This window comes from Caballeronia sp. LZ035, assembly GCF_031451175.1.
Lineage (GTDB): Bacteria > Pseudomonadota > Gammaproteobacteria > Burkholderiales > Burkholderiaceae > Caballeronia.
On record NZ_JARUXS010000002.1, the window covers coordinates 201,693 to 225,622 of the forward strand.

Below are 23,930 nucleotides of genomic sequence, written 5' to 3' on the forward strand. Positions count from 1 at the left end.
CTATGCCTATCACCTGGGCAGCTTCGAGCCCTTGGCGATGCAGACGCACGATGGCCAATCAAAGCAAATTTACTTCTATCAAACCGACCCGAACGGCGCACCGGTACGCCTGCACCACGCGAACGGCGAGATCGTATGGGAAGTACACTACACCGTAACCGGCCGCGCTGACCATGTCGGGACGCATCGCATCGAGCAACCGATTCGCTTGCAAGGTCAATACGAGGACGATGAGAGCGGGCTGAGATACAACCGGTACAGATACTTCGATCCCGACACTGGCTTCTTTGTATGCCAAGATCCGATTGGACTCAATGGCGGTATCAATCCGTATCAATATGGGCCTAATCCGGTTGGCTGGATTGATCCGTGGGGGCTGACGTGCAAGACGGCGACGGATGCAAAACAAGCTGCGGATCTGAAGCGCCACCTGGGATATCAAGAGAGGTACGGCCACGCGGGTAGCAGGGAACTCGAGGATGGTCGCATTCGTTACTATGGTGAGGTCAGTCCGGCTACGAAACCGGGGGAAATGGTGGGCCGTCGTTATGTACACGAATTCGATCCAAGCACTGGTCGAACACGGGGTTGGCACGAAACAATTGATCATGCGGCGAATGTGCGGCAGGTCAGACCGGAATTAAATGACGGAGTCAAAACGCACTACAGGTTTGACAGCACCGGTCAATACATAGGGAAATGGTGAATGGAAATCGATGTGCAAACCGTTCGACATGTGTTCGAAGAAATGCTGGCTGGCCGAATATCGCGCCAAGAGGCTGACAGGTGGGCGTATTCAGTTATCCAGCACGAGGAAGCAGGGAATTTAATATATTCTCCGCCCTCGGATAAGGACCGTATATGGTCGGGCGTGATGTATCTGTACGGTGTGGATTTGATGGAATCTCCGGATGAGTATTTGCACACGGACGAAGACATCAAGACCGCAATGAAATTGACGCTCAGGTTATACACGGGCGGATAGACCAAGAGGCCGCCGACTCGATCCCTTCGTTCGTCTACCCGTAGCAGTGACTAGCCTCTGCGCTTCTCAAAATCAGGGCCGATGTAGAGCTGGCGATGATCGAAGGAGAGGTAGATGCACTCACCGGGTTCGAAGCCAAACGGTAAGACATGTTTGTCGATCATGTCCCTGCATGGCAGTCAGGGCCGTCGATTGGCTGTCTGCTCGGCCAAGTCTGGCAGGGTTTGTTGAAAGGCGGTGGGATGCTCGGGCTTCGTGGAACGCGCTTCAAAATTGGCGTCGGCGATGATCAACTCCTGTGGTGAGTTGATGGTCATCGTACAGCGACGTCGCAGGCACACCAGCGCATGCACATGACCTAGCGGAACGGTTGTCTGATCAGAAGCGCATGCTGCGAAGTGGCGTGAGCGAGAATGAACCATGCATGCGCACACTGACCGCGATACATCTTATGCCTTGACCGTCCACGCTGCCCATCGCCGCGTTCGACCCTGCCCTCGCTTACGGCTATGACGCACTGGGCCAGCCGCCAACCCTCCAGATTGACGAAGCCCATCTGTCGGGTTGCGTGGAAAGGGATCAGTCACGCAATCTGCTCGACAAAATAAGGATCGTCACTGAAACCACCATCCCTCACCCCAGCCCACCCCACCGCGCATAAGCCTGCTCATCATTGAGCCCGAACTGATCCAGCACGCGCTGCACGGTGTAATCCACCAGTTCCTCGATGTTCGACGGCCGCGCATAGAACGAAGGCAGCGGCGGCATGATGACGCCGCCCATCTGCGTCACGAGCGTCATGTTGTTGAGGTGCGCGAGCGTCAGCGGCGTCTCGCGGGCCAGCAGCACGAGCTTGCGACGCTCCTTGAGCGTGACGTCGGCTGCGCGCGTGACCAGGTTGTCGTCGAGACCATGCGCGATGGCCGCAAGCGTCTTCATCGAGCAAGGCGCGACCACCATGCCGTCATGCTGGAACGAGCCGCTGGCCAGCGTCGCGCCAATCTCGTTCGGCTCGTGCCACACGCTCGCCCGTTCGCGCATGGCCTGGCGATCGAGCGCCATTTCGTCGTGCAGCGTCAGCCAGCCCGCGCGCGACACCACCAGATGCGTCTCAACGGCACGTTCGCGCAACGCCGCGAGCAGACGTACGCCGTAGACCGCCCCGGTCGCGCCCGTGATGGCGACGACGATGCGCCGCGGCCGATGCGCCGCCGTCATCGCTGCACGCCCTTGGGCAGATAGTCGTCGAGCACGAGTGTCTCGACGCCGGGAATCGACTTGCGCGCGAACTCCGCTTCGCGGCCCCAGGGCTTGGTGGCATCGATGGCGAGCCGTCCCCAGTGATCCTTGTGCGGATCGCGATAGAAGCCGGGCACGTCGTTGATGACCATTGTGCGGGTATCCGCGCGGCCGCGCGTGAGAAACGCCCAGATGACTTCGTTCATGTCGTAGATGTCGATGTCCTTGTCCACGACGATGCAAAGCTTGTTGTAGTCGAGATGCGAACCCAGCGCCGCGAGCAGCGCGTGTTGCGCGTGACCGTCGTATTGCTTGTCGATCTTGATGATGGTGTTCATCACGGTCGGCTTGCAGGTCACGTCGAGCACGCCGCGCACCTGTGCCGACACGGCCTTGTAGATGCGCGCGGCCGTCGCCGCTTCGAGCGGGCGCAGGTCTTCATCCGAGCCGCAGATCAGGCCATGGAACACCGCGCCTTCGCGCCAGCCGACGTGCGTCACTTCGAAGACATGGTTGTCGCCCACTTCGACGTAATAACCCATGAACTCGCCGAACGGTCCTTCCGGACGGCGCTCGTTCGGCAGGATGCGCCCTTCGATGACGATCTCCGCCGCCACCGGAATGTCGAGGTCGATGCTGCACGCGCGGCGCATGGCCAGCGGACCGCCACGAATGGCGGCGGCGAGCGCGAGTTCGTCGCCCTCCGGCGGCAGCGAGACGCACGCGCTCATGAAGAGCTCGGGGGCCGCGCCGATCAGGATGGCCGCTTCCAGCGCTTCGCCGCGTGCTTCGGCGCGCAGTTGGTACTGCGCGAGATCATGGCTGCTGCCCAGGCGAATGCGCAGTTCATCGTCGGAGACGACCATCGAGCGATGGAACGACAGGTTCGGCACGCCGCTGTCCGGGTCCTTCGCGAGAAAGATGCCGGACGTGATGTAGGGCGCGCCGTCGCGTTCGTGATAGGTGAGGATGGGCAGATCGGAGAGTGTGCCAGTGATCCAGTCGGAGGGCAGCGGCGCCGGCTCCGTCGCGGTCTCGATCGTGGAAGCCAGCGTGATCTCGCGATCGAGCCGCGCACAGAAGGTCTCGTCGGGCGCACAGCGGATGATCTCGCGCAGGCGGTCGTGGTCGCTATAGAGATTGAGCAGCACAGGCAGCTTGCTGCCGCGCACGTTCTCGAACAGCACGGGCTTGGTCGTTTCGCGCTGGAGGCGGCGCGCGACGGCGGCGGCTTCGAAGCGCGGGTCGACTTCGCGCGTGACGGTCAGCAGATCGCCGCGTGCGCGCAGCCGGGAAAGGTAATGTCGCATCGTGAGTGAATGGCGGTGGAGGCTTCGGAAAGGCGCGGCATGCGCCCGTGCCTTCTTATAACCGCCGCCATTTTTGTGGGGATGCGCAAAGACGACGCGAATCTAGGAAAAGCGATTTTTTCTTCACAGCTGTTCCGGAAATCGACATGCAAAAACCTGAACGAGTTTTGGCGACTGATAATGACGCGACTGAAATGATCCAGCGCGCGCATGTGGCAAGTTTGACTGACTTTGACTGACTCATCGTTGGCCGTCACTTGCGTGGCGCGATCGTCCGACCGGAGATGCGATGGACCACCCCTACCCGGCGAACCGGGGACTGTTCAGGGCCACGCTTGCGGGACCGCAGGCGCGTCTGACGGAAGCGTTCTATCAATTGCGGGTGCGCCCCGATTGCGTGAGCGTGCCCGAGTTCGGCCTCTATGGCGCGACGCTCGCCGTACCTGGCGATGCCGAAGAGGGCGCATGGAAAATGGCGAGTATCCGCGACGAAATCTTTGTCGTCGTGTCGGATTGCAACTATGCGCATAGCCGTTCGGAGCGCATCCTTCCCGAAGGCTTCGTCGAATTTCATTTTTCGATTGCGGGACCGGCGAGCGTCGACTTCTCGGATACCGGTCATCTGCATGTGAATGCGCCGAACCTGCTCGTGTGCAGCCAGGGCGCGGACGTGCAGTATCAGGTGACCTGCGGGCCGGGTCCATGGCAATCGGTGAGCATGTATGTGACGCGGCGCTACTTCGACCGGCTCGTGCATGCGCTCGGCGGCGAGGCCGAGCGGATTCGCACGGATCTCGCGTCCATTGGCCGCGACCAGATCTATAACCGCCAGATGCCCTTCAGCGTCGATGCCTTGCACATCGCCGAGCAGTTGCTGGCCTCGCCCTATAGCGGCCCGCGCCAGTTGCTTTATCTCGAAGGCAAGTGCACGGAAATGCTGTGCGCGTGCATCGAGATGTGGCTTGCGCATCTGCGCGACGACTCGCCGGGCGAGACCTTGTCCGCGCGCGACCTGCGGCTCATCGAACAGGCGCAGAAGATGATCGTCGCGGACCTGCGCGTCGCGCCGACCATTCCGGAACTGGCGCGCGCGGTGGGCACGAATGCGTCCAAGCTCAAGCGCGGCTTCAAGTTTCTCTACGGCATGACCATCTTCGAGTACGGACATCGATGCCGCATGAATCATGCGCTGCATCTGCTCGTCGATGAACGCATGCCGGTGGGACAGGTCGCGCTGGCGACGAGTTATCAGCATCAGACGAGCTTCACCGCTGCGTTCCGTGATTATTTCGGCTTTGCGCCGAAGGATGCGCGGCGGCTGGCGAGCCCCGCCACGCAGCAGCGCGCGGCCCCCGAAGCGCCTGAAGCCGCGCAGGCATCGATGCGCGCGCGCAGGACCGAAGACGCGGATAAATCCTGATGTTGGAGCAACGCACTCAGATATAGGAAATCGGCCTCAACATAGGCGTGTGCCTGCCGTGCCGGAAATTCTGTTGTTAGCATCGTCCTCACTTTTTGGACCACGCCCGTCATGGGCAGAACAACAGAACGGAACAATGATGAAGGCAATCAAGGTACGCAATCCGCGCACGGGCGAACACGACTACGAGTTCAACGCGGCCTCCGCGCAGGAGGTGGGCAAGGTCATCACGGAAGCGCGTGATGCGCAGCGCGCCTGGCAGTCGCTGGGACTCGAGCATCGCGCGAAGGCGCTGGGCGAATGGGCCGCACAGCTTGAGACGCACGGCAAGGATATCGTCGCGGCGCTGTCCGTCGATACCGCGCGCCACCGCATCTCCGAAGAAGAACTGGGCGCGGTGATTCACTTCATTCATGGCTTCTGCGATGCTGCGCCCGAGGTACTCGCTACGCCGTTCCGCAAGCTGGACTCGCATCCCGACATCGTCTTCAAGGTGACGTATGCGCCGTATCCGGTGGTGGGCGTCATCAGTCCGTGGAATTTCCCGCTGGTGCTGTCGTTCATCGATGCGATTCCGGCGCTGGTCGCGGGCGCGGCTGTCGTCATCAAGCCGAGCGAGGTCACGCCGCGTTTCGTCGAGCCGCTGATGCGTTCGATTGCTGCTGTGCCTGCGTTGAAGGGCATCATCAATCTGGTGCAGGGCGGTGCGGATACGGGCGCGGCGATTGTCGAGCAGACGGATGCGGTGGTCTTCACGGGCAGCATTCCGACGGGGCAGAAGATCGCAGCGGCGGCGGCGCAGGCTTTTGTTCCGGCGTTCCTCGAACTTGGTGGCAAGGATGCGGCGGTGGTGCTCGCGGGATCGGATGTGCAGCGAGCGGCCACCAGCATTCTGCGCAGCGCGCTCTATAACTCGGGGCAGGTGTGCTATGCGATCGAGCGTGTGTATGCGCATGAATCGCTTTATGACGCGCTGGTTGCTGAATTGTCGGCGCAGGCAAGGACGCTGCGGCGCAGCGAGGCGGCCGGCGACGGCGGCCACTATGGTCCGATGATCTTCGCGCAACAGGCATCGACGATCGATGCACAGCTGGACGACGCCGTGGCGAAGGGCGCCAAGATTGTTCTCGGCGGCAAGAGCGAGACGGTGGATGGGGCGGTGTGGATCGATCCGACTATCGTTACGGATGTCACGCATGAGATGACACTGATGATGGACGAGACTTTTGGACCGGTGGTGCCGGTGATGCGCTTCACGAGCGATGCAGAGGCCGAACATCTGATGAACGATTCGATGTTTGGTCTGAGCGGCGCGGTGTTTGGGCCGGATACGCATACGGCGGGTGATTTTGCAACGAAGATGGAAGCGGGCGGCGTCAGTATTAACGACACGGAATTGCCGCGGGTGATGATGTTCGCGGGGGAGAAGACCGCGTTCAAGAAATCGGGGATGGGGGGGTCGCGATATGGTGCGACGAGCATCATGAGGTATGTGCGCAAGCGGGCTTTGCTGGCCAATGAAGGATCGGTGCCGTCGCTCGATAAGCTCGCTGAGGTTTGAGGGAAGTTTGCCCACGCTTCGATGGATTTCCTGTGGTCGCGTCGGGCTATTTGCATTGCCCCTTCCCGGGGCCCGGGGTCTTCGCTCTGAGTCTTCGCGTGGTTCGCTGGGTTTGTCATGCGCTTCCATGGACTTCCTGTGGTCGCGTCGGTCTGCTTGCACTGCCCCTCCCCGGGGCGGGATCCTTCGCGCCGAGCCTTTGCGTGGTTCCTTGTGTTTGCCATGCGCTTCCATGGACTTCCCGTTATCACGTCGGTTTGCTTGCACTGCCCCTCCCCGGGGCGGGGGTAACTTTCTTTGCCGCTGCAAAGAAAGTCACCAAAGAAAGCAGCTTTCTTACCGCCCAAGGTTCACTAGCGGCACGACACAGAAAGACCTCACTGGCCCTGCACTAGCGAGTGCCCTCACAAGCCTAACCGGGCTTGGATCGCGGACCCACTGTGAAATCGCACCCTTGAACAAACTGGTGCAGCCCTTGCAGGCTCCGGCGCCGCGCTTCGCGCCGCCGTCCGGTCAATCGGGTCTGCCGGTGCTTGCTTGCTGACCCTTCCATCTCGGCTAACGCGTCCATCTCACTGTACCGGCCCGCCCCTCGTTGGTTTCCCTTGCATACCCTTCGGCAGCGCGTAGCGCTGGGCCGGCGCTTTCAATGGCTGCACCAGTTCGCTAAATGGCAGGTTGTCTCAGTGGGTCCGCGATCCAAGCCCGGTGTGGCCTATGAGGGCACTCGCTAGTGCCGGGCCAGTCCGGTGTTTCGGTGTCGCGCCGCGGGGTGGTCCTTTGGCGGTAAGAAAGCTGCTTTCTTTGGTGACTTTCTTTGCAGCCGCAAAGAAAGTTACCCCCGCCCCGGGGAGGGGCAGTGCTAATACACCGACGTGAATGCGGGAAGTCCATAGAAGCGCATGGTAAACAAGCGCATGGCAAACAAGCGCATGGCAAACAAGCGCATGGCAAACAAGCGCATGGCAAACAAACTTCCATAGCCTCCTTCAAAGCAATGACCGCAGCATCACAGCCCTATCCGCAAGCTTCGCGGCATCAAGCGCCTTGCCGCTATTCAAAAGCCGCTTGCAAACCGCCATATCGCTTCCCGCATTAACAGTCACAGCACCCGCAAGGCGAGATTCACCATCGAGGGCAAAAAACGAGAACGCACCTGTCGTCAGGTCCCCGCGCACCACACGCGAGTGCGCATGATCAACCACCCCAAGCATCTGCACGTTGCAGTCATACTGATCCGACCAGAGCCACGGAATCTCCGCATAAGAAGCATCGCCCCCGAGCATATTGCCCGCCGCCACCGCTGGCTGATTCTCGGCGACTTGCCACGACTCCACCCGCACATGCCGCATCAACAGCGGATTGAAGTGCGACGTCACCTCACCCGCCGCAAAAACGAACGAATCCGACGTACGGCATTGCGCATCAACAACAACGCCATCTTCCGTTTCAAGACCGGCTTCTTGCGCCAGTTCCACATTCGGCACGACGCCAATACCCACTACCACGACATCGGCTTCAACAGCACCGTACTGCGTATCAACGACACATCCGCCGCCATTCCTTCGAATAGCCAGAACCGGGGTCCCAACGCGCACATCCACGCCCCGCGCCCGATGCAGCGCCTGCATATATTCACCAATCTCCACAGGCATCGAACGATGCAGAACACGCGGCGCAGCTTCGATCACCACGGTCTCGCACCCGAGCGTGCGCGCCGAAGCAGCCACTTCGAGCCCGATGAACCCGCCACCCAGCACCACAACACGCTTTCCCGGCAGCAACGCGGCGCGCAACCCGCGGGCATCCTCGACGGTACGCACATAGTGCAACACGACACCTTCATCAACCGGCCCAGGAAACGCCCTCACCCGCGAACCCGTCGCGATCAACAGGCGGTCATACTTAAACGCTGTGCCATCCGCCAACAAAACCCGCCGCTCAGCGCGGTCAATAGCATCGACACGCATACCAAGCCTGAGCTCGATCCGCTGCGCCGCATACCACGCGGCATCGCGAATGAAGGCGCGCGCTTCGCCGTCGGCGCGCGTCAACGCGTCCTTCGACAACACCGGACGGTCATAAGGCAACGCGCCCTCAGCGCCGATCATCACGATACGCACATCCGCATCCAGCGACCGCAAGGTCTCGGCCGCACGACGCGCCGCGTGCCCCGCGCCGACAATCACGCACGTGTCATTCGACATGAATCTGCACCTGACCATCGACGATGCGGATCGGATACGCCCGCACCGCTTCCGTCACCGGCGCACAACGCGGCGCACCCGTGCGGATGTCGAACAGTCCCTGATGCAACGGACATTCGACACACCCGTCCTCCACGAACCCATCCGACAGACGAGCATGACCATGCGTACACAGGTCGTGCAGCGCGAACACATCGTCGCCAAGACGAAACACCGCTACAGGCTTCTCTCCCGCCACGACAGCCATGGGCTCGCCTTCCGTGAAGTCATCGAGCGCGCCGAGATCCTGCCAGCCATCCACGATTGCATTCATGACGATCTCCTCAAATGGGCGTAGCAAGCAGCGTCTGCACACGCGAGGTGTCGTACACGACGCGCTTCTGCTGATAACGCAGCCCATCCGGCGTGCGCACCACGCGGTCGTAATACTTGCCCGCCTGGTACACGTCGGACTCGCCGTTGGTGCGCGTTTGTACGACAACGTAATTGCTCTCCGTCTCGATCACACCATCCTTCTCCGCGATCACCGCAAGCCCCGACGTCATGTGCCGGTAGCTGTGCTCCTCGAAAATGTTCGCGTGACGCAGCGACACCACGCGGTCGCGCAGCATCTTCTGGTTCGTGCAATGAATGATCCCGATGGGCAAGCCCATGTCGGCATTCTCCTTCGGCACGATTTCATACACGCAGTCTTCGGTAAACAGCGCAGGCCACGCTTCGAGACGGTCGTTGTCGAGCGTATTGATGTACTGGTTCTGGAGCATGCTCAGCTCGAACCACAGTTGCATGTCGGTCATCGTTCGGTTCTCGTGCACGGTGAATCAATAACCCATCAGTTTCTGATAACCCACCCAGAACTTGCGGATCAGGCTTTCGGTAATGACCGTGTCCTGCTGGTCGGGATTGGCGCGCGACATCTCGATCACCGAGGTCGCATCGCCGTCGCGCACGGTGCCGCGCTGCACGAGTTCGGTCGCTTCCGTGTCCTCCATCGAGATGTATCCCGCCGGACCCACCAGATTCGCCTGCTTGATGCGCAGTGCGCGCAACTCGGGCGTGTCGTCCGCGTAGCCGAAGAAATGAAAGATCAGTTCGAAGTTGTTTGGCCCCTTCGGCAACAGCTGACGCGCGACCAGCGTGTTGTGGATTTGCTGGATGACGAGCTGCGGAAAGATCGGCTGGATATGGTTGGTCGTGTCTTCCTCGTATTCGGAGACGAGGCCGAGAATGGAGTCGTCTTCGAGCGCAAAGCCCTCGTCGAAGGAACGGATGTTCTGCTGCTTGTAGGCGCTCGACGTATCCTCACCCGTCTTCGTCACGGTGATGATGCTGTGCAGGCCATGCGTCGCATCCGGAATCGAACGCGCCTTCATGCCCACGCGGAAAATGTTGAACGTGGTGTGGAACAGATGCAGCATGCTCGCGTGATACGGGTCCTTCACGTTCTCGAAGTAGAGCTTCCAGTTGGACTTCGAGTACTGGCGCGTGCAGCCAAGGTATTCCACCGGCTTGTGAAAGATGCGGTCGATCCACGGGCGCATCTCATCGCCGAGATACTCGGGCAGCGGTCCGACGGTCTCGCTGAAGGTCGCGAAGATCAGCCCCTTGTAGCTGTCCACGCGCAGTTTGCGCAGGCTGTGCTGCTTCGGGTCGAAGTCGGCGGGCATGCCGCTCATCCCTTTCTGGCCGCGTCGGAAAGGCACGCCGAGCAGGTTGCCGGCGTTGTCGAAACTCCATTGGTGATACACGCAAGTATGCGAGGTCGCATTGCCGCGCGCCTTGCGGCACACCGACGCGCCGCGATGCGCGCAGCGGTTCACCCACGCGGACAGCGAGCCGTCTTCGGCGCGCGTTACGACCACCGGCGTATCGCCGACGAAGGTGCTCTTGAAGTCGCCCGCGTTCGGCACTTCGGCTTCCAGGCCGAGGAAATTCCACGTCGGCCCGCGATAGATGCGCTCCTGTTCGCGATCGTAGACAGCTTGCGAGCTGAACACCTTGTAGGGCACGCGCGATCCGTCATCGTGCGGAAAGACGACCGCGTCGGCGTCGAGCGGCTCCATGCGGCGAAGTGGCGTTTCGACCGTATCCATCGTGTATTTCTCCAGTTGTGGGGCGTCGTCCTGTTCGCGGACGGTACAGCGGGATTTTTGGAGAGCCACAATGGCGGGTCTATCCACCAAAAACGCGGCATGCGCCGGTTTATCCAGATTCGGCAGTTTTCTGCATTGCATTGCATTGCATTGCCGGATCGTCGAGTCAGTCCCGGCTGACGGAGTCGTCATCGTGTCGCCCTTAAATTTCAGTCCCTGCGCGCTGCGCAATTACCGCTTGTTCGAATCGAACAATCTCGACGAGACACGCGAGTCCATCTCCCGCGTGATGCAGCCACATGCGCTGCGTCCATGGGGCGCGCACGAAGGCCCCGCTCACATGGATTTCGTGAAGGTCGGCGGGCTGGGTCTCGGCACCATTGCGTTCGGCGCAGAGATGGAAGTCGATGTCGAAGCGGTGGACGGCTACTACCTCCTGATGTTCTGTCTCGCGGGCCGCGCCCATGCCCGCACGCGCGACGTCACGCTTCAGGTGGATCGCAATAACGGCATCCTGTGTCGCCCGGGTCATTCGTTCGAGGCGCGCCTGTCGAGCGAGTGCGAGCAGTTCGTGCTGCGCATCGACGCGCAGGCCTTCGCCTCGGTACTCGGCGACGAACCGCGCACGATTCCGGCGCATGTCTCGCTGGATAGCCCAGCGCTGCGCGGATGGATGGAGCAGTTGCGCACGCTCACCGGCTCGCCGGAACTGCTCGAAAGCGCGCGCACGAATCAGCGGATCGCCTCGCACATGGAGTTCCTGCTGATCGAATTGCTGTCTTCGGCTCATGCCTGCACCACAGAGCGCCAAGCTTCCGCCGCCATGCCCCGGCGCAGTGCGAGCGCGCCCGCCTATGTGCGCCGAGCGATGGACTTCGTGCGTGCCCACTGTGCGCAGGCGCTGCAATTGCAGGACATCGCGGACGCGGCCGGCGTGTCGTCACGTACCTTGCGCGATGGTTTCCAGCAGAGTCGCGGATTAAGCCCGATGCAGTTCGTCCGCGAAGCGCGCATGGAACGCGCGCGCGAAGCGTTGCTGGCGGCGGGGTCGGAGGTGCGGGTCGCGGATATCGCGCTGGAATGCGGCTTCTTTCATCTGGGCCGTTTTTCGGTGGGCTATGCGCGCGCTTTCGGCGAGTCGCCATCGGAAACACTCCGGCGCCGCTGACGAAAACCAAAAGCGAAGGACAGAGTTCCGCTATCGAATACGGCCATCGCACGATGTCCGTATCGTTCAGGTTCCAGGTGCAAAGCGCGCCTGTCACCTTGCTCCATAGCTCATGAACTCATCCGTTGCACCCGGCGCGCATGCGTCGAAGCCGCGACTGGGCATCGATATCGGCGGCACCTTCACCGACTTCGTGCTCGAGGCAGGCCATCTCCGCCATACCCACAAGCGCCTGACCACGCCCGACGCGCCCGAGCGCGCAGTGCTCGATGGCGTGCAGCAGTTGCTGCGGGAGGCCGGCGTCGCGCCGGATACGCTCGGCGCAATCGTGCACGGCACCACGCTCGCCACCAATGCCGTGATCGAACGGCGCGGCGCGCGCACGGCCTTGCTGACCACCGAAGGCTTTCGCGATGTCATCGAAACCGGCTTCGAAGCGCGCGCCGATCACTATGATCTGCGCGTGCGTCAACCCGCGCCGCTGATTCCGCGCGATCTGCGCTTCACGATCAAAGGGCGTCTGAGCGCGCAAGGTGACGAACTCGAAGCGCTCGATCTCCACGCGCTCGAAGGCATCGCCGCACAAATCGAAACCCGTGACGTCGAGAGTCTTGCCATCGGCTTCATGCACAGCTATCGCAATCCGCGTCATGAAGTTGCCGCGGCGCACTGGCTTTCTGGGCGACTGCCGCGTCTATCGATCAGCCTGTCGTCGGACGTGTCGCCGGAAGTGCGCGAGTTCGAGCGCTTCTCGACTACGGCGGTCAACGCCTATGTGCGCCCGCTGATGGCCTCGTATCTCACGCGCCTCGTCGATGCCTTGCACGCGCTGTCGATCGACGCACCGCTCCTGCTGATGTCCTCCGATGGCAGTCTCTGCGATGTCGATACAGCCTGCCGTCTGCCGGTGCGCCTGCTCGAATCGGGACCGGCGGGCGGGGCGCTGCTTGCTGCACATCTCAGCGAGGCGCTCGGCTTGCCGAAGGTGCTGTCGCTGGATATCGGCGGGACGACGGCGAAGCTGTGTTTCATCGACGATGGCCGTCCGCACATGTCACGTTCGCTCGAAGTGGCGCGTCTGTATCGCTTCAAGCCGGGCAGCGGCATTCCGCTGCGTATTCCAGTGGTGGAACTGTGCGAGATCGGCGCGGGCGGCGGTTCGATTGCCCGCGTGGACGTGCTCGGCCGCGTGCAGGTGGGTCCGGCAAGTGCGGGCTCGGCGCCCGGTCCTGCGTGCTACGGGCTCGGCGGTCAGCGTGCCACGCTCACGGACGCTCACATGAGCGCCGGGCGTCTGGATCCGGCGTACTTCGCAGCGGGCACGCTGACGCTGGATGCGCAGGCCGCACGCGAGGCGATCGATACCGACATCGGCATCCCGCTTCAGGTGGACACCGATGCCGCCGCGTACGCTGTCGCCGAACTCGCCGACGAAGCGATGGCGTGTGCCGCGCGCGAACATGCGATCGAACTCGGCAAGTCAGTCGAAGGCCGCACGCTGATTGCGTTCGGCGGTTCCGCGCCCTTGCATGCGGCGCGTCTTGCGGACAAGCTCGGCATCGATCGCGTGGTGATTCCGACTGGCGCGGGCGTCGGCTCGGCCTATGGTTTCCTGCTCGCACCGGTCGCCTTCGATGCAGTGCGCAGCCGCTTCGAACCGCTCGCGCAACTCGATGCCCACGCGGTGAACTCGCTGCTCGATACGCTCGAGACCGAAGCGGCGGCCATCGTTGAACGCGTGGTGTCGCGCGAGACGTGCAGTGTCGAGGCAACTGCTTTCATGCGTTATCGCGGACAGGGTCATGAATTGCAGATCACGCTGCCGGCCGCGCGTCTCGCGACCGATGCAGCGGTGATGTTACGGGAGCGCTTTGAAGAGGTCTATCGCGCGCGCTTCGGACGGCTCGTTCCGCGCGCGGCGATCGAAACGCTTGGCTGGAGTGTCCGCGTGAGCGCCCCGCAACGCACTGCGGTGACGCACGTGCAGCACGAGGAAACTTCCGTGACGCCTGAGCAAGCCACGGAACGCCCCGTGCTCGACCAATCGCGCCGTGCTCGCGTCACTGCGCGCTTCCATCGTCGCGACACGCTGGCAAAAGGCGCTGACGTAAGCGGTCCCGCCGTGATCGTCGATCGTGAAACCACGGTCGTCGTGCCGCCCGATTTCATCGCCCGTATCGATGCGGCAGGTCATCTGCTGCTCGAACGCCGTACCGCCGGAACCTGCACGTCATGAACACCATGCACATCGATCATCAGGATGCATCCACGCCGCTCGATCCGATCCGGCTGCAAGTGATCTGGAACCGTCTCATCGCCGTCGTCGAGGAACAGGCGCGTCTCCTGATGCGCACCGCGTTCAGTCCGACCGTGCGCGAGGCAGGCGATCTCTCGGCAGGCGTCTTCGATGCACGCGCGCGGCTCGTCGCCCAGGCCGTCACCGGCACGCCCGGCCATGTCAATTCGATGGCCGCTGCCGTGGGCCATTTCCTCGACGTGTTCCCGATCGCGACCATGCGTCCCGGCGATCACTTCATCACCAACGATCCCTGGCTGGCATCGGGGCATCTGCACGATGTGACCGTGGTGTCGCCCGTGTTTCGTGGCGAGCGTGTGATCGCGTTCTTCGCGTGCACCTGTCACCAGGTGGATATCGGCGGGATCGGGCAGGGGCCGGACGGGCGATCCGTATTCGAAGAGGGTTTGTGCATTCCGCGTCTGCCGCTGGCGCGCGCCGGTGTGATCAACGCGGACCTGATCGAGATCATTCGCGCCAACGTACGCACGCCCGATGAAGTGGAAGGCGACATCCTCTCCTACGTGGGCGCGAACGAAGCCAGTGCTGCGCGGCTCGTCGCGATGCTCGACGAGTTCGGCGAGAAGGACATGGTGCGCGTGTCCGACGCCATCATCGACCGTTCGCGCGCCGCCATGCAGCAGGCCATCGCAGCGCTGCCGGAAGGGCGCTATCCGTATGCGATGCGCATCGACGGCTTCGACACACCCGTGGATCTCGCCGCCACCCTCGAAGTGGCAAACGGCCGCGTGAGCGTGGACTTCGCGGGAACCTCGCCTGCGAGTCATCGCGGCATCAACGTGGTGCTGAACTACACGCGTGCGTATGCGGCGTTCGGCGTGCGCGCCGCCGTCGCACCCGAAGTGCCGAACAATGCCGGCTCGCTCGAACCGCTCGACATCAGCGCGCCCGAAGGATCGATCCTCAACGTGCAGCGGCCCTGGCCAGTGTGCGCGCGGCACATCATCGGGCAGTTTCTTCCGGATGTCGTGTTCGGTGCGCTTGCCGGCGTGCTGCCGGACCGCGTGCCGGCCGAAGGGGCGTCGTGTGTCTGGGGCGCGCAGTTGCGCGGCGGCGCGGCGGCGTGGATGGCGGCGGGCGAGGCCTTGCCCGATGCATCGTCGGCGCAACAGCCGCGCGCGTTCGAGACGCTGTTCTTCAACAGCGGCGGCGCGGGCGCGCGTACCGGCGACGACGGCATGTCGGGCACGGCGTTCCCGAGCGGCGTGCGGGCGATCGCATGCGAGATCGTCGAGTCGCTCTATCCGGTGGTGATCTGGCGCAAGGAGTTGCGGCCCGACAGCGGCGGCCCCGGACGCTGGCGCGGCGGCCTCGGACAACGGCTGGAGATTGCATCCGTCGATGGCGCCCCGTTCCAGTTCTTCGGCATGTATGACCGCATCGTGCATGCGGCGCGTGGCCGCGACGGCGGAGGCGCGGGTGCGCCGGGCGCCGTGACGCTCGATGACGGCACGCCGCTGGCCGCCATGGGCCTGCAAACCGTGCCGCGCGGACGGCGCTTGTGTCTGGACCTGCCAGGCGGCGCGGGCATTGGCGCGGCACGCGAGCGTTCACGCGAGCAGCTGGCGGAGGATGTCCGGCTCGGCTATGTCAGCGAGGCGTGCGCCGTGCAGGCCTATGGCCTGGGTTGAGCATGGAATATTGGCCGGACGCAAGCCATCGCTAGAATGAACGCCGTGTTTCCGACGATGGAACCGCGCCGCGCGGTGGCAGTCATGGATCGAGCTTCAACTTCCGATTGCGCTTCCGTGGAAGCGCAATCGCTGCACGTCAACGGCGAACAACGCGCCGGTCTCTTCCGCACCGCGCTCGCCCGTGCGGGCGCGCCGCTGACCGAGGCGTACCGGCGCCTGCGCGACGATCCGCGTTGCGTCGAGGCGCGCGCACTGGGTCTGTATGGACGCATCGTCGAGGTGCCGGGCGACAGCAACGAAGGCACCTGGAAGATGATTTCGATCCGCGACGAGATCTACGTCGCGGTGTCCGATTGCTGTTATGCGCACGCGCGCACCGAGCCCGTGCCGCCCGAGGGCTTGATCGAATTCCACTATCTCGTGACCGGGACGGCGAGCGTCGGCGTGGACGATGCGGATGACGTGCAGGTCGAGGCGCCGAACTTCGTCATCTGTTATCAGGGCAGGGAACTGCGTTATCAGATCACCTGCCCCGAAGGGCCGCGCCGTGCGCTTGCGCTGTATGTCGCGCCTTCGTGCTTCCGGCGCGTGCTCGACGCGCTGGGTGGCGAAGGCGAGGTCATCCGCGCGCGTCTGGCCGCGGTGCAGCCCGACGAGCTGTATCACCGCCGGATGCGTCTCACGCTGGACGCGGTGCAGGCCATCGAGCGGCTGCTCGCCAGTCCGCATCGAGGGGCGCGCGACCTGTTGTTCGTCGAGGCGAAGTGCATGGAGATCTTGTATGCGAGCGTCGGCGTGTGGATCGACGGCTTGCAGAGCGACGCGCCCGACGAGATTCTCTCGTCCCGCGACCTGATGCTGATGGAGCGCGCCCGCGCGATGATCGACGCGGACCTCAAGCGCACCATGACGATTCCCGATCTGGCGCGCGCGGTGGGCACGAACTCGTCCAAGCTGAAGCGCGGCTTCAAGTTCCTGCATGGCGTGACCGTGTTCGACTACAGCCTGCGGCGGCGGATGCAGGAAGCCTTGCGTCTGCTGGTCGATGAACGGCAGTCGGTGGGCGAGGTGGCGGCGGCGGTCGGCTATCAGCATCCGACCAGCTTCACGACTTCGTTCCGCGACTTCTATGGCTTCGCGCCCAAGGACGCGCGGCAGTTGCGGGGCGCGCAGCGGCCGCGCCAACGTTGCGTTGCGCTTAACCTGGCCCGTCGCTGGCGGCGGCCAGCAGCGGCACGATGAAATCGCTGATGGGTGTCGCCATGCCATGCGCGCGGCCACGGCGCTGCACCACGCCGTTGCGGCAATCCCATTCGAGCGGTCGGCCCGCTTGCCGGTCGGCCAGTATCGACGTGCCCAGGTCGGCCGGCGAGCGTCGAAAGCCATCGACGACTTCCTGCGCCACTTCATCATCCAGTGTTGCGCCCTCGGCCCGCGCCACCGCGAGACATTCCTTTGCATAGGCGAGCGCCAGCGCGGCGATATCGTCGCGGGCGAACATGCCGGCGCGGCGGCCGCTCAGCACCATCAGGCCCGCAACGGCATTCAGCAGCAGCTTGCGCCATGCGAAGGAGGTGTAGTCTTCGGCGATGTCGACCCGGCAGCGCGTGCCATGCAGCGCTTCGATCACCAGGCGGCTTTCGGGCAGGTCTGGCAAGGTGAGACGCGCCTCGCGGCGCAGCCACACCGAGGCGTCCGGTTCGCGTTGCGCGGGGAACCAGACGACCGAAGGCAACACCGGATTGCCCGACAGATACGGTGCGAAGAGCCGCTGCTGTTCGACGCCGTTCTGCAGCACGCAGACTACGGTCTTGTCATTGCACAGGACGGAGAGCCAGGGCGCTGCGGCTTCGATCTGCGTCGACTTGACGGCGACGAACACCAGGTCGTAAGTGTCCGCGATCTCTTCCGGACGGGTCAGCACCGGTCCCGGCACGATGATGCGCTCGTCTTCAAAGCGCAGTTCCAGTTGCGGGAGCGCGGAGCGGCCGCACAGGGTGGGCGTGCGGCCGACCTCATGCAGCGAGGCGGCTACGGTGGTGCCGATCGCCCCCGGGCCGATCAGGGCGATTTTCATGGTGTCACGCTGGGTCATCTTTCCTGGCGTCCCTTGTCTGTTGGCCGGGCAGAGGCCCGGGCGTCAGCAGGCGAGGGTAGCGCAACTTGCTTCAGGCTGCTGGCGGGTGTACAGGCTGCATGCTTGCTGTAAGCACGGCTGCCCTGATGCCCGATGCGGCCTGTAACCGGTCACCCGCACGCCCCCCGAATGAACTCCGGTATCGCGACCGCCTTGAGCGTGCCATCCGCCTGCTTGACGCACAACGCGCGCGTCGCGCGGAACTCGCAGACCAGCGTATCGCCGCGCAGAATGCGATGCACCTGAATGAAGACCTTGTTGCGCCATTCCTCGGTAGCCGTATGAATCTCCAGCGTTTCGCCATACGTAGCCGACGCATGAAAGCGGCTGTGTATTTCCAGCAGCGGCGCACCCACGCAACCGGGCAACGCGTCAAGATCACGCCACGGCGGCAGACCGCATTGCATGAAGTAATCGTGCGATGCGGCATCCATCCAGCGCGAGAAGTTCGGGAAGAACACGATCCCCGCAGGATCGCAATCGCCGAACTGCACCTCGACACGAAAAATCGTTTCCTTGAGCACGCGTCCGACCTCGGAATAAGTTGAGCCAGCCGTATGGTAGTGCGCCGGATCGGCCAGCGTCCAGCAAACCAGTCCGTGAATTCATCAACTTGCTAGATCGATCTACTTGGCTTAGAGTAACGCTCACGGATCAGCCGATCACGGCGCTGAAACGCACGCTCACAACCGAGGAGACGAGGTGATTCTGTCCACCGAGCATCAACAGGTCGCCGACATGGCCCGGCGCTTCGCCAACGAAGTCATCCGTCCGCAGGCGGAGCGGCTGGACCGTGAAGAAAGCTTCCCGGCGGAGATCTACCGGCAGATGGGCGAGACCGGCCTGTTCGGCATCACCGTGCCGGATTCGCTGGGCGGCGCAGGGCTGGATTGCCTCGCGTATGCCATCGTGATGGAGGAGTTGAGCCGGGGCTATGCGTCCGTCGCGGACCAATGCGGCCTGGTCGAATTGCTGGGTACGTTGTTGAGCCGGCACGGCACGCCGGCGCAGATCGACCGCTGGCTCGGACCGCTGGTGCGTGCCGAGACGAAGGGCGCGTACTGCATCACCGAGGCCGGCGCGGGCAGCGATGTCTCCGGCGTGAAAACCACGGCCGTGCGCGACGGCGAAGGCTGGCTGCTCAGCGGCTCCAAGCTGTGGATTCACAACGCGCCGGTCGCCGACGTGGCGCTCGTGCTGGCCCGCACGGACCCCGCTGCGGGCAAGCGCGGCATGAGCATCTTCATTGTGGATTGTGCAGCGCGCGGTGTGTCGCGCGGGCCGAAGGAGCACAAGCTGGGGCAGCGCGCCTCGCAGGTCGGCGAACTGCATTTCGATGAAGTCAGACTGCCCGCCGACGCATTGCTCGGCACCGAAGGCCGTGGCTTCCACATGATGATGAGCGTGCTCGAGAAGGGACGCGTGGGCATCGGTGCGCTGGCCGTCGGCATCATCCAGGCCGCGCTGGAGGCAGGCATCGAACAGGCCAGGATGCGCAAGCAATTCGGCCAGGCGATCGCCGAGTTCCAGGCCGTCCAGTTCATGCTGGCAGACATGGCCAAGGATGGCGAGGCAGCGCGTCTGCTGGTGCGCGCCGCCGCGAGCAAGATGGACGCGGGCCTCGAAGTGACCGCCGCCGCCTCGATGGCCAAGTGCTTCGCCGCCGACGCAGCGGTCCAGCACACCAGCAACGCCATTCAGATCTTCGGCGGCAGCGGCTACATTCGCGGCTACGAAGTAGAACGCCTGTACCGCGACGCCAAGATCACGCAGATCTACGAAGGCACCAACCAGATCCAGCGCATCATCATTGCGCGTCAATTAATGAAGGCATGAGCATGAGCAGAACCGCAGTCGTCACGGGCGCGTCGCGCGGCATCGGACGGGCCGTCGCACTGGCGCTGGCCGCAGAAGGATTCGATATCGCCGCCATCGCGCTCGGCGACACGGAGCGTCTTCAGACGCTCGTCACCGAAGTCGAGGCGCTCGGGCGCGCCTGCCTGCCGCTGGATCTCGACATCGGCGACATCGAGCGTCACGCGGGCGCGCTGGACGCCGTCACGGCGCGTTTCGGCGGCATCGACTGTCTGGTGAACAATGCGGGCGTTTCGGTGCTCAACCGTGGCGACCTGCTCGACGTGAATCCGCAAAGTTACGACCGCTGCTTCGACATCAACACGCGCGGCACGTTCTTCCTGACCCAAGCCGTGGCCCGGCAGATGACGCAGCAGACGCCCGCTGGCGAGGGCGCGCGCAGCATCGTGTTCGTGACGTCGTCGAACGCGGTGGTTGCTTCGGTCGAACGTGGCGAATATTGCATGTCGAAGAGCGCGCTGTCGATGGCGGCGCGCCTCTTCGCGCTGCGTCTGGCGTCGCATGGCATCGGTGTGTTCGAGGTGCAGCCCGGCCTGATCCTGACCGAGATGACCGCGCCATCGAAGGCAAAATATGACGCGCTGATCGCCGAGGGCATGACCGCGACGCCGCGCTGGGGCCACCCCGACGACGTGGCGCGCGTGATCCGCACGATGGCGGCCGGACTGCTGCCCTATACCGTCGCGCAAGAGGTGCGTGTGGACGGCGGCCTGATGATCCAGCGCTTCTGAGGCACGACATGCGCGAACTGAACGGACGTGGCGATCTCTGCTGCATCAATACCGCGACGCTGGGCCATCGCGAGGCGCTCGACGTGACGGCGGCGCGCATCGCGGAACAGGGCTTCGGCTGGATCACGCCGTGGCGTCATGAGGTCGACGAGACGCGCCCTGAAGCTGCGGCCAGCGCGATCCGCGCGGCCGGTCTGAAGGTGAATGCCTATTGCCGCACCGCATACTTCGCGGCGCCTGACGCGGCGGGCCGTCGCGCCGCACTCGATTCGAACCGCCGCGCGCTGGAGACCGCCGCCGTGCTCGGCGCGCCGGTGCTGGTCGCGGTGGTGGGCGGCCTGCCGCCCGGTTCGCGCGACATCGACGATGCCCGCGAGCAGATTCTCGACGGCCTCGCCGCCTTGCAGCCGACGATCGACGAGACGGGCGTGCGCATCGCGCTCGAACCGCTGCATCCGGTCTATGCCGCCGACCGCAGCCTGCTCAATACGCTCGATCAGGCGCTCGACTGGTGCGAGCGGCTCGACCCGTCGCGCAACGGAAGCTATGGCGTGGCAGTCGATGCCTACCATGTGTGGTGGGACCCGGCGCTGATGCCGGCGATTGCCCGCGCGGGGCAGCGCATTCTCGCGCTGCATGTATGCGACTGGCTCATGGAAACGCGTGACCCGTTGCAGGACCGGGGCATGATGGGCGACGGCGTGATCGACCTCGAACGCCTGCGCGCGGCGGTGGAGAACGCAGGCTACGAGGGTCCGGTGGAAGTGGAGATTTTCTCGCGGCTGGACTGGTGGATACGTCCCGCCGACGAAACGCTGCGCATCTGCCGCGAGCGTTTATTCGAGTGCTGCTGAAGCGCTCGAATCGCGTCAACGTCCCTCATAAACCGGCGAACGCTTCTCCCGGAAACTGCGAATGCCTTCCGCCGCGTCATGCGTGGTCGCGGCGAGCGCACCGGCCATTGCTTCAAGCGTCGCTGCGGATTCCTCGCCGCTGGCGGCATTCACCAGTTGCTTCGTGAGTTGCAACGCAAGCGGCGCGCGCGCGGCGATCTCCAGCGCCAGTTCGTGGGCGCGCGCCGTCAGTTGTGCGCGCGGCACGACTTCATGAATCAGCCCGCAGGCGTGGGCATCGGCGGCATTCACGCGCATGCCGCTCAACGCCAGATACTTCGCGCGACTCCCGCCGATAAGCCGCACCAGCCGCTGCGTGCCCGACCATCCGGGGCATGTCGCGATGGACGCTTCCGGCAACGCAAAGCGGGCTTCCGTGGCCGCGATGCGCACGTCTGCCGTTATCGCCAGTTCGAGTCCGCCGCCGAAGGCATGGCCGTTGACCGCCGCGATCACCGGCTGACGCAGCCGCGCCCATTGATCGAAGACCTGGTGTCCCCGGCGCACCCAGCGCCGCCACATGTCGAGCGGTTCGAGCGCGGCCCATTCGTTGATGTCCGCGCCGACGCAGAACGCTTTGGCGCCGCCGCCCGTGAGGATGACGACGCGTGTTTCATTGTCGGCTTCGAGTTCGCGGGCGATCTGTTCCAGCCGCTCCAGCATCGCGGGGGTCAGCGCGTTGAGCTTGTCAGTCCTTTCCAGCGTGACGGTCGCGATGCAAGCCTCGCGGGTGACGGAAACGAAGCAGTCAGTCATGGCGGGTCTCGCGAGGTTTCAGACGCAATCCGAAGGGCGCGTCGGTGAAGAGCGCGGGATCCATCGTGCGCAGGTCCGTCGCCACGTTCAGCGCGACTTCGGCCTGCTCCAGGATGTCGCGTTGCAGGTCCACGCCGGGCGCGATCTCGGTCACGGTGAGGCCGTCTTCGAGCAGATCGATGACGCAGCGCTCGGTGACATAGGTCACGCGCTGCCCGCGCTCGCGACCGACGCGCCCGCTGAAGGTAATCTGTTCGGCGGCCTGCACGAACTTGCGGGTGCGGCCTTCCTTCAGGATCGCGAGCTTCCCGCCACCCACTTGCAGTTGCGCGCCAGCGGTAAAGAAGCCTGAAAACACGATGCGCCGCGCATGCGCCGTGATATCGACGAAGCCGCCGCAACCGGCGGTCAGATACGGTTTCGATGCGAGTCGCGAGACGTTCACGCTGCCGTCGCTGTCCACTTGCAGGAAGGACAGCAGCGCGATGTCGAAGCCGCCGCCCTGAAAGTAGGTGAACTGATTCGGCGACGGCACGATGGCATCCGCATTCGACGCGCAGCCGAACGCAAAGCCAAGCAGCGGCATGCCGCCGACGGCGCCTTGCTCGATAGCCCATGTCACCGCGCCATGCAGGCCTTCTTCGAGCAGGATGCGCGGCACGTTGGCCGAGATGCCGAAGCCCAGGTTGGCGGCATGGCCGTGCGCGAGTTCCATCGCCGCGCGTCGGGCGATGACTTTCTCGGGCCCCCACGGCGTAGGCTCGAAGGCGCTCGACGGCAACGCGATCTCGCCGCTGATGGCGGGGTCGTAGGGCGTCTGGGTGGTCTGCCACTGGTCCGGATCGGCGACGATGTAATCCACCAGATTGCACGGCACGCGCACATCGTGCGGACGCAGCGTGCCGGATTTCACCACGCGCTTGACCTGCGCGATCACGATGCCGCCATGATTGCGCGCCGCCAGCGCCTGATCGATTCCGCCCAGCAGCGCGCCTTCGTGCTCGTAGCTCAGGTTGCCTGCTTCGTCGGCGGTGGTTGCGCGGATGATCGCCACGCGCGGCACGAGCGCGGGGAAGTAGAGCCAGTCGTCGCCGTCGAAGGACACGCGCCGCACGATCGGCCGCGCGGACGCTGCGGCGTTCATCGCGCAGCCTTGCAGATCCGGATCGACGAAGGTGCCCATGCCGACTTTCGTCAGCACGCCGGGGCGTCGCGCGGCGGCGTCGCGGTGCATGTCGAACAGGATGCCGCTCGGCACGTTGTAGGCTTCGATCCGGTTGTCCACGATCATGCGCCAGATGTCTGGCATCGGCAGCGAGGAAGGCCCGCTCGGATACGAACCCGCGAGCGTGCGCGTGAGCAACCCGGGCCGCGCGAGATGATCGATGCCCTTCACGCCGTACATGTCGCCGGCGGCGATCGGGTTCAGCGTCGTGAGATTGCGCGGCTGGCCTTCGCGCTCGAAGCGCGCGCCGATGGCGGCCAGCACTTTGTCGGGGCAGCCGAGCGCGCTGGACGAACTGATGCTGACGACATCGTTCGTGCGGATCAGCCGGGCTGCTGCTTCGGCGGTGATGAGTTTGTTCATGTCGTGAGGAAGAGAA

General features: G+C 63.9%; 23 protein-coding genes. 12 read left to right on the top strand and 11 right to left on the bottom strand.

Going from position 1 to position 23,930, the window contains the following annotated elements:
- The coding region (locus tag QCE88_RS16485) for an RHS repeat-associated core domain-containing protein (RefSeq protein WP_309903999.1) at positions 1-706 on the top strand (706 nt) is incomplete at its 5' end.
- The gene (locus QCE88_RS16490; protein ID WP_309904001.1) at positions 707-985 is read left to right on the top strand and encodes a hypothetical protein; all 279 of its coding nucleotides are present in this window, start codon (positions 707-709) and stop codon (positions 983-985) included. It abuts the gene before it with no gap.
- 179 nt (positions 986-1,164) lie between these two features.
- Here the strand turns inward: QCE88_RS16490 and QCE88_RS16495 are convergent, their stop codons facing one another.
- From QCE88_RS16495 to QCE88_RS16505, 3 genes are all read right to left on the bottom strand, one after another.
- Positions 1,165-1,302 (bottom strand): hypothetical protein, encoded by a 138-nt coding sequence (locus QCE88_RS16495; RefSeq protein ID WP_309904003.1) that lies wholly within the window; start codon positions 1,300-1,302, stop codon positions 1,165-1,167.
- Positions 1,303-1,618: 316 nt separating this feature from the next.
- A complete protein-coding gene (locus tag QCE88_RS16500) occupies positions 1,619-2,203 on the bottom strand; it encodes a UbiX family flavin prenyltransferase (protein ID WP_309904005.1) in 585 nt (194 codons plus the stop codon).
- Positions 2,200-3,534 (bottom strand): UbiD family decarboxylase, encoded by a 1,335-nt coding sequence (locus QCE88_RS16505; RefSeq protein ID WP_309904007.1) that lies wholly within the window; start codon positions 3,532-3,534, stop codon positions 2,200-2,202. The genes QCE88_RS16500 and QCE88_RS16505 overlap by 4 nt, the downstream gene beginning before the upstream one ends.
- Before the next feature lie 47 nt (positions 3,535-3,581).
- Here QCE88_RS16505 and QCE88_RS16510 point away from each other — a divergent pair, with 47 nt between their 5' ends.
- From QCE88_RS16510 to QCE88_RS16520, 3 genes are all read left to right on the top strand, one after another.
- Entirely contained in the window at positions 3,582-3,773 is a 192-nt protein-coding gene (locus QCE88_RS16510) for a hypothetical protein (protein ID WP_309904009.1), read from the top strand.
- 50 nt (positions 3,774-3,823) lie between these two features.
- On the top strand, positions 3,824-4,954 hold the full coding sequence (locus QCE88_RS16515; RefSeq protein ID WP_309904011.1) for an AraC family transcriptional regulator: 1,131 nt from the start codon (positions 3,824-3,826) through the stop codon (positions 4,952-4,954).
- Between the two features lie 136 nt (positions 4,955-5,090).
- Positions 5,091-6,515: an aldehyde dehydrogenase family protein gene (locus QCE88_RS16520; RefSeq protein ID WP_309904013.1), complete on the top strand. Its 1,425-nt coding sequence runs from the start codon at positions 5,091-5,093 to the stop codon at positions 6,513-6,515.
- 989 nt (positions 6,516-7,504) lie between these two features.
- Here QCE88_RS16520 and andAa read toward each other — a convergent pair.
- The 4 genes from andAa to andAc are packed head-to-tail and all read right to left on the bottom strand — an operon-like array spanning position 7,505 to position 10,815.
- Positions 7,505-8,722, bottom strand: a complete 1,218-nt coding sequence (gene andAa / locus QCE88_RS16525; protein ID WP_309904015.1) for an anthranilate 1,2-dioxygenase system ferredoxin--NAD(+) reductase — start codon at positions 8,720-8,722, stop codon at positions 7,505-7,507.
- Complete coding sequence (andAb, locus tag QCE88_RS16530) at positions 8,712-9,035, bottom strand: anthranilate 1,2-dioxygenase ferredoxin subunit AndAb (protein ID WP_309904017.1); 324 nt, start codon at positions 9,033-9,035, stop codon at positions 8,712-8,714. The genes andAa and andAb overlap by 11 nt, the downstream gene beginning before the upstream one ends.
- A 10-nt stretch (positions 9,036-9,045) precedes the next feature.
- Entirely contained in the window at positions 9,046-9,519 is a 474-nt protein-coding gene (gene andAd / locus QCE88_RS16535) for an anthranilate 1,2-dioxygenase small subunit AndAd (RefSeq protein WP_309904019.1), read from the bottom strand.
- Between the two features lie 24 nt (positions 9,520-9,543).
- Complete coding sequence (gene andAc / locus QCE88_RS16540; RefSeq protein ID WP_309904021.1) at positions 9,544-10,815, bottom strand: anthranilate 1,2-dioxygenase large subunit AndAc; 1,272 nt, start codon at positions 10,813-10,815, stop codon at positions 9,544-9,546.
- A 193-nt stretch (positions 10,816-11,008) separates the two neighbouring features.
- On the opposite strand from andAc, the gene andR reads away from it, so the two are divergent.
- The 4 genes from andR (at position 11,009) to QCE88_RS16560 (ending at position 17,176) form a co-directional block, all read left to right on the top strand.
- Positions 11,009-11,983: an anthranilate 1,2-dioxygenase regulatory protein AndR gene (andR, locus tag QCE88_RS16545; RefSeq protein WP_309904023.1), complete on the top strand. Its 975-nt coding sequence runs from the start codon at positions 11,009-11,011 to the stop codon at positions 11,981-11,983.
- 112 nt (positions 11,984-12,095) lie between these two features.
- Positions 12,096-14,219 carry a hydantoinase/oxoprolinase family protein gene (locus QCE88_RS16550; protein WP_309904025.1) on the top strand — a complete coding sequence of 708 codons (2,124 nt, stop codon included), beginning with the start codon at positions 12,096-12,098 and terminating at the stop codon, positions 14,217-14,219.
- Between the two features lie 5 nt (positions 14,220-14,224).
- Positions 14,225-15,931, top strand: coding sequence for a hydantoinase B/oxoprolinase family protein (locus QCE88_RS16555; protein ID WP_409018185.1), 1,707 nt, complete (start codon positions 14,225-14,227; stop codon positions 15,929-15,931).
- Positions 15,932-16,015: 84 nt separating this feature from the next.
- On the top strand, positions 16,016-17,176 hold the full coding sequence (locus tag QCE88_RS16560; RefSeq protein ID WP_309904030.1) for an AraC family transcriptional regulator: 1,161 nt from the start codon (positions 16,016-16,018) through the stop codon (positions 17,174-17,176).
- On the opposite strand, the gene QCE88_RS16565 is transcribed toward QCE88_RS16560, so the two are convergent.
- Together QCE88_RS16565 and QCE88_RS16570 are read right to left on the bottom strand one after the other, a co-directional pair.
- Positions 17,133-18,029 carry an oxidoreductase gene (locus QCE88_RS16565; protein WP_309904032.1) on the bottom strand — a complete coding sequence of 299 codons (897 nt, stop codon included), beginning with the start codon at positions 18,027-18,029 and terminating at the stop codon, positions 17,133-17,135. The two genes, QCE88_RS16560 and QCE88_RS16565, sit on opposite strands and share 44 nt — an antisense overlap.
- Before the next feature lie 152 nt (positions 18,030-18,181).
- A complete protein-coding gene (locus QCE88_RS16570) occupies positions 18,182-18,595 on the bottom strand; it encodes a thioesterase family protein (protein WP_309904034.1) in 414 nt (137 codons plus the stop codon).
- A 178-nt stretch (positions 18,596-18,773) separates the two neighbouring features.
- On the opposite strand from QCE88_RS16570, the gene QCE88_RS16575 reads away from it, so the two are divergent.
- Genes QCE88_RS16575 through QCE88_RS16585 form a run of 3 tightly spaced genes read left to right on the top strand, consistent with a single transcriptional unit; the run spans position 18,774 to position 21,531 of the window.
- Complete coding sequence (locus tag QCE88_RS16575; RefSeq protein WP_309904037.1) at positions 18,774-19,907, top strand: acyl-CoA dehydrogenase family protein; 1,134 nt, start codon at positions 18,774-18,776, stop codon at positions 19,905-19,907.
- A gap of 2 nt (positions 19,908-19,909) precedes the next feature.
- Positions 19,910-20,677: a 3-ketoacyl-ACP reductase gene (locus tag QCE88_RS16580; RefSeq protein ID WP_309904039.1), complete on the top strand. Its 768-nt coding sequence runs from the start codon at positions 19,910-19,912 to the stop codon at positions 20,675-20,677.
- Positions 20,678-20,685: 8 nt separating this feature from the next.
- The gene (locus QCE88_RS16585; RefSeq protein WP_309904041.1) at positions 20,686-21,531 is read left to right on the top strand and encodes a sugar phosphate isomerase/epimerase family protein; all 846 of its coding nucleotides are present in this window, start codon (positions 20,686-20,688) and stop codon (positions 21,529-21,531) included.
- Positions 21,532-21,546: 15 nt separating this feature from the next.
- Here the strand turns inward: QCE88_RS16585 and QCE88_RS16590 are convergent, their stop codons facing one another.
- Positions 21,547-22,326 carry an enoyl-CoA hydratase/isomerase family protein gene (locus tag QCE88_RS16590; RefSeq protein WP_309904043.1) on the bottom strand — a complete coding sequence of 260 codons (780 nt, stop codon included), beginning with the start codon at positions 22,324-22,326 and terminating at the stop codon, positions 21,547-21,549.
- Positions 22,319-23,914, bottom strand: coding sequence for an acyl CoA:acetate/3-ketoacid CoA transferase (locus tag QCE88_RS16595; protein WP_309904045.1), 1,596 nt, complete (start codon positions 23,912-23,914; stop codon positions 22,319-22,321). The genes QCE88_RS16590 and QCE88_RS16595 overlap by 8 nt, the downstream gene beginning before the upstream one ends.
- Positions 23,915-23,930 lie beyond the last annotated feature (16 nt).

Bases quoted from the DNA above. Each gene is read 5' to 3' on its own strand.
- QCE88_RS16490 (WP_309904001.1), top strand. From the start codon at position 707: ATGGAAATCGATGTGCAAACCGTTCGACATGTGTTCGAAGAAATGCTG.
- QCE88_RS16495 (WP_309904003.1), bottom strand. From the start codon at position 1,302: ATGACCATCAACTCACCACAGGAGTTGATCATCGCCGACGCCAATTTT.
- QCE88_RS16500 (WP_309904005.1), bottom strand. From the start codon at position 2,203: ATGACGGCGGCGCATCGGCCGCGGCGCATCGTCGTCGCCATCACGGGC.
- QCE88_RS16505 (WP_309904007.1), bottom strand. From the start codon at position 3,534: ATGCGACATTACCTTTCCCGGCTGCGCGCACGCGGCGATCTGCTGACC.
- QCE88_RS16515 (WP_309904011.1), top strand. From the start codon at position 3,824: ATGGACCACCCCTACCCGGCGAACCGGGGACTGTTCAGGGCCACGCTT.
- QCE88_RS16520 (WP_309904013.1), top strand. From the start codon at position 5,091: ATGATGAAGGCAATCAAGGTACGCAATCCGCGCACGGGCGAACACGAC.
- andAa (WP_309904015.1), bottom strand. From the start codon at position 8,722: ATGTCGAATGACACGTGCGTGATTGTCGGCGCGGGGCACGCGGCGCGT.
- andAb (WP_309904017.1), bottom strand. From the start codon at position 9,035: ATGAATGCAATCGTGGATGGCTGGCAGGATCTCGGCGCGCTCGATGAC.
- andAd (WP_309904019.1), bottom strand. From the start codon at position 9,519: ATGACCGACATGCAACTGTGGTTCGAGCTGAGCATGCTCCAGAACCAG.
- andAc (WP_309904021.1), bottom strand. From the start codon at position 10,815: ATGGATACGGTCGAAACGCCACTTCGCCGCATGGAGCCGCTCGACGCC.
- QCE88_RS16550 (WP_309904025.1), top strand. From the start codon at position 12,096: ATGAACTCATCCGTTGCACCCGGCGCGCATGCGTCGAAGCCGCGACTG.
- QCE88_RS16555 (WP_409018185.1), top strand. From the start codon at position 14,225: ATGCACATCGATCATCAGGATGCATCCACGCCGCTCGATCCGATCCGG.
- QCE88_RS16560 (WP_309904030.1), top strand. From the start codon at position 16,016: ATGGATCGAGCTTCAACTTCCGATTGCGCTTCCGTGGAAGCGCAATCG.
- QCE88_RS16565 (WP_309904032.1), bottom strand. From the start codon at position 18,029: ATGACCCAGCGTGACACCATGAAAATCGCCCTGATCGGCCCGGGGGCG.
- QCE88_RS16580 (WP_309904039.1), top strand. From the start codon at position 19,910: ATGAGCAGAACCGCAGTCGTCACGGGCGCGTCGCGCGGCATCGGACGG.
- QCE88_RS16585 (WP_309904041.1), top strand. From the start codon at position 20,686: ATGCGCGAACTGAACGGACGTGGCGATCTCTGCTGCATCAATACCGCG.
- QCE88_RS16590 (WP_309904043.1), bottom strand. From the start codon at position 22,326: ATGACTGACTGCTTCGTTTCCGTCACCCGCGAGGCTTGCATCGCGACC.
- QCE88_RS16595 (WP_309904045.1), bottom strand. From the start codon at position 23,914: ATGAACAAACTCATCACCGCCGAAGCAGCAGCCCGGCTGATCCGCACG.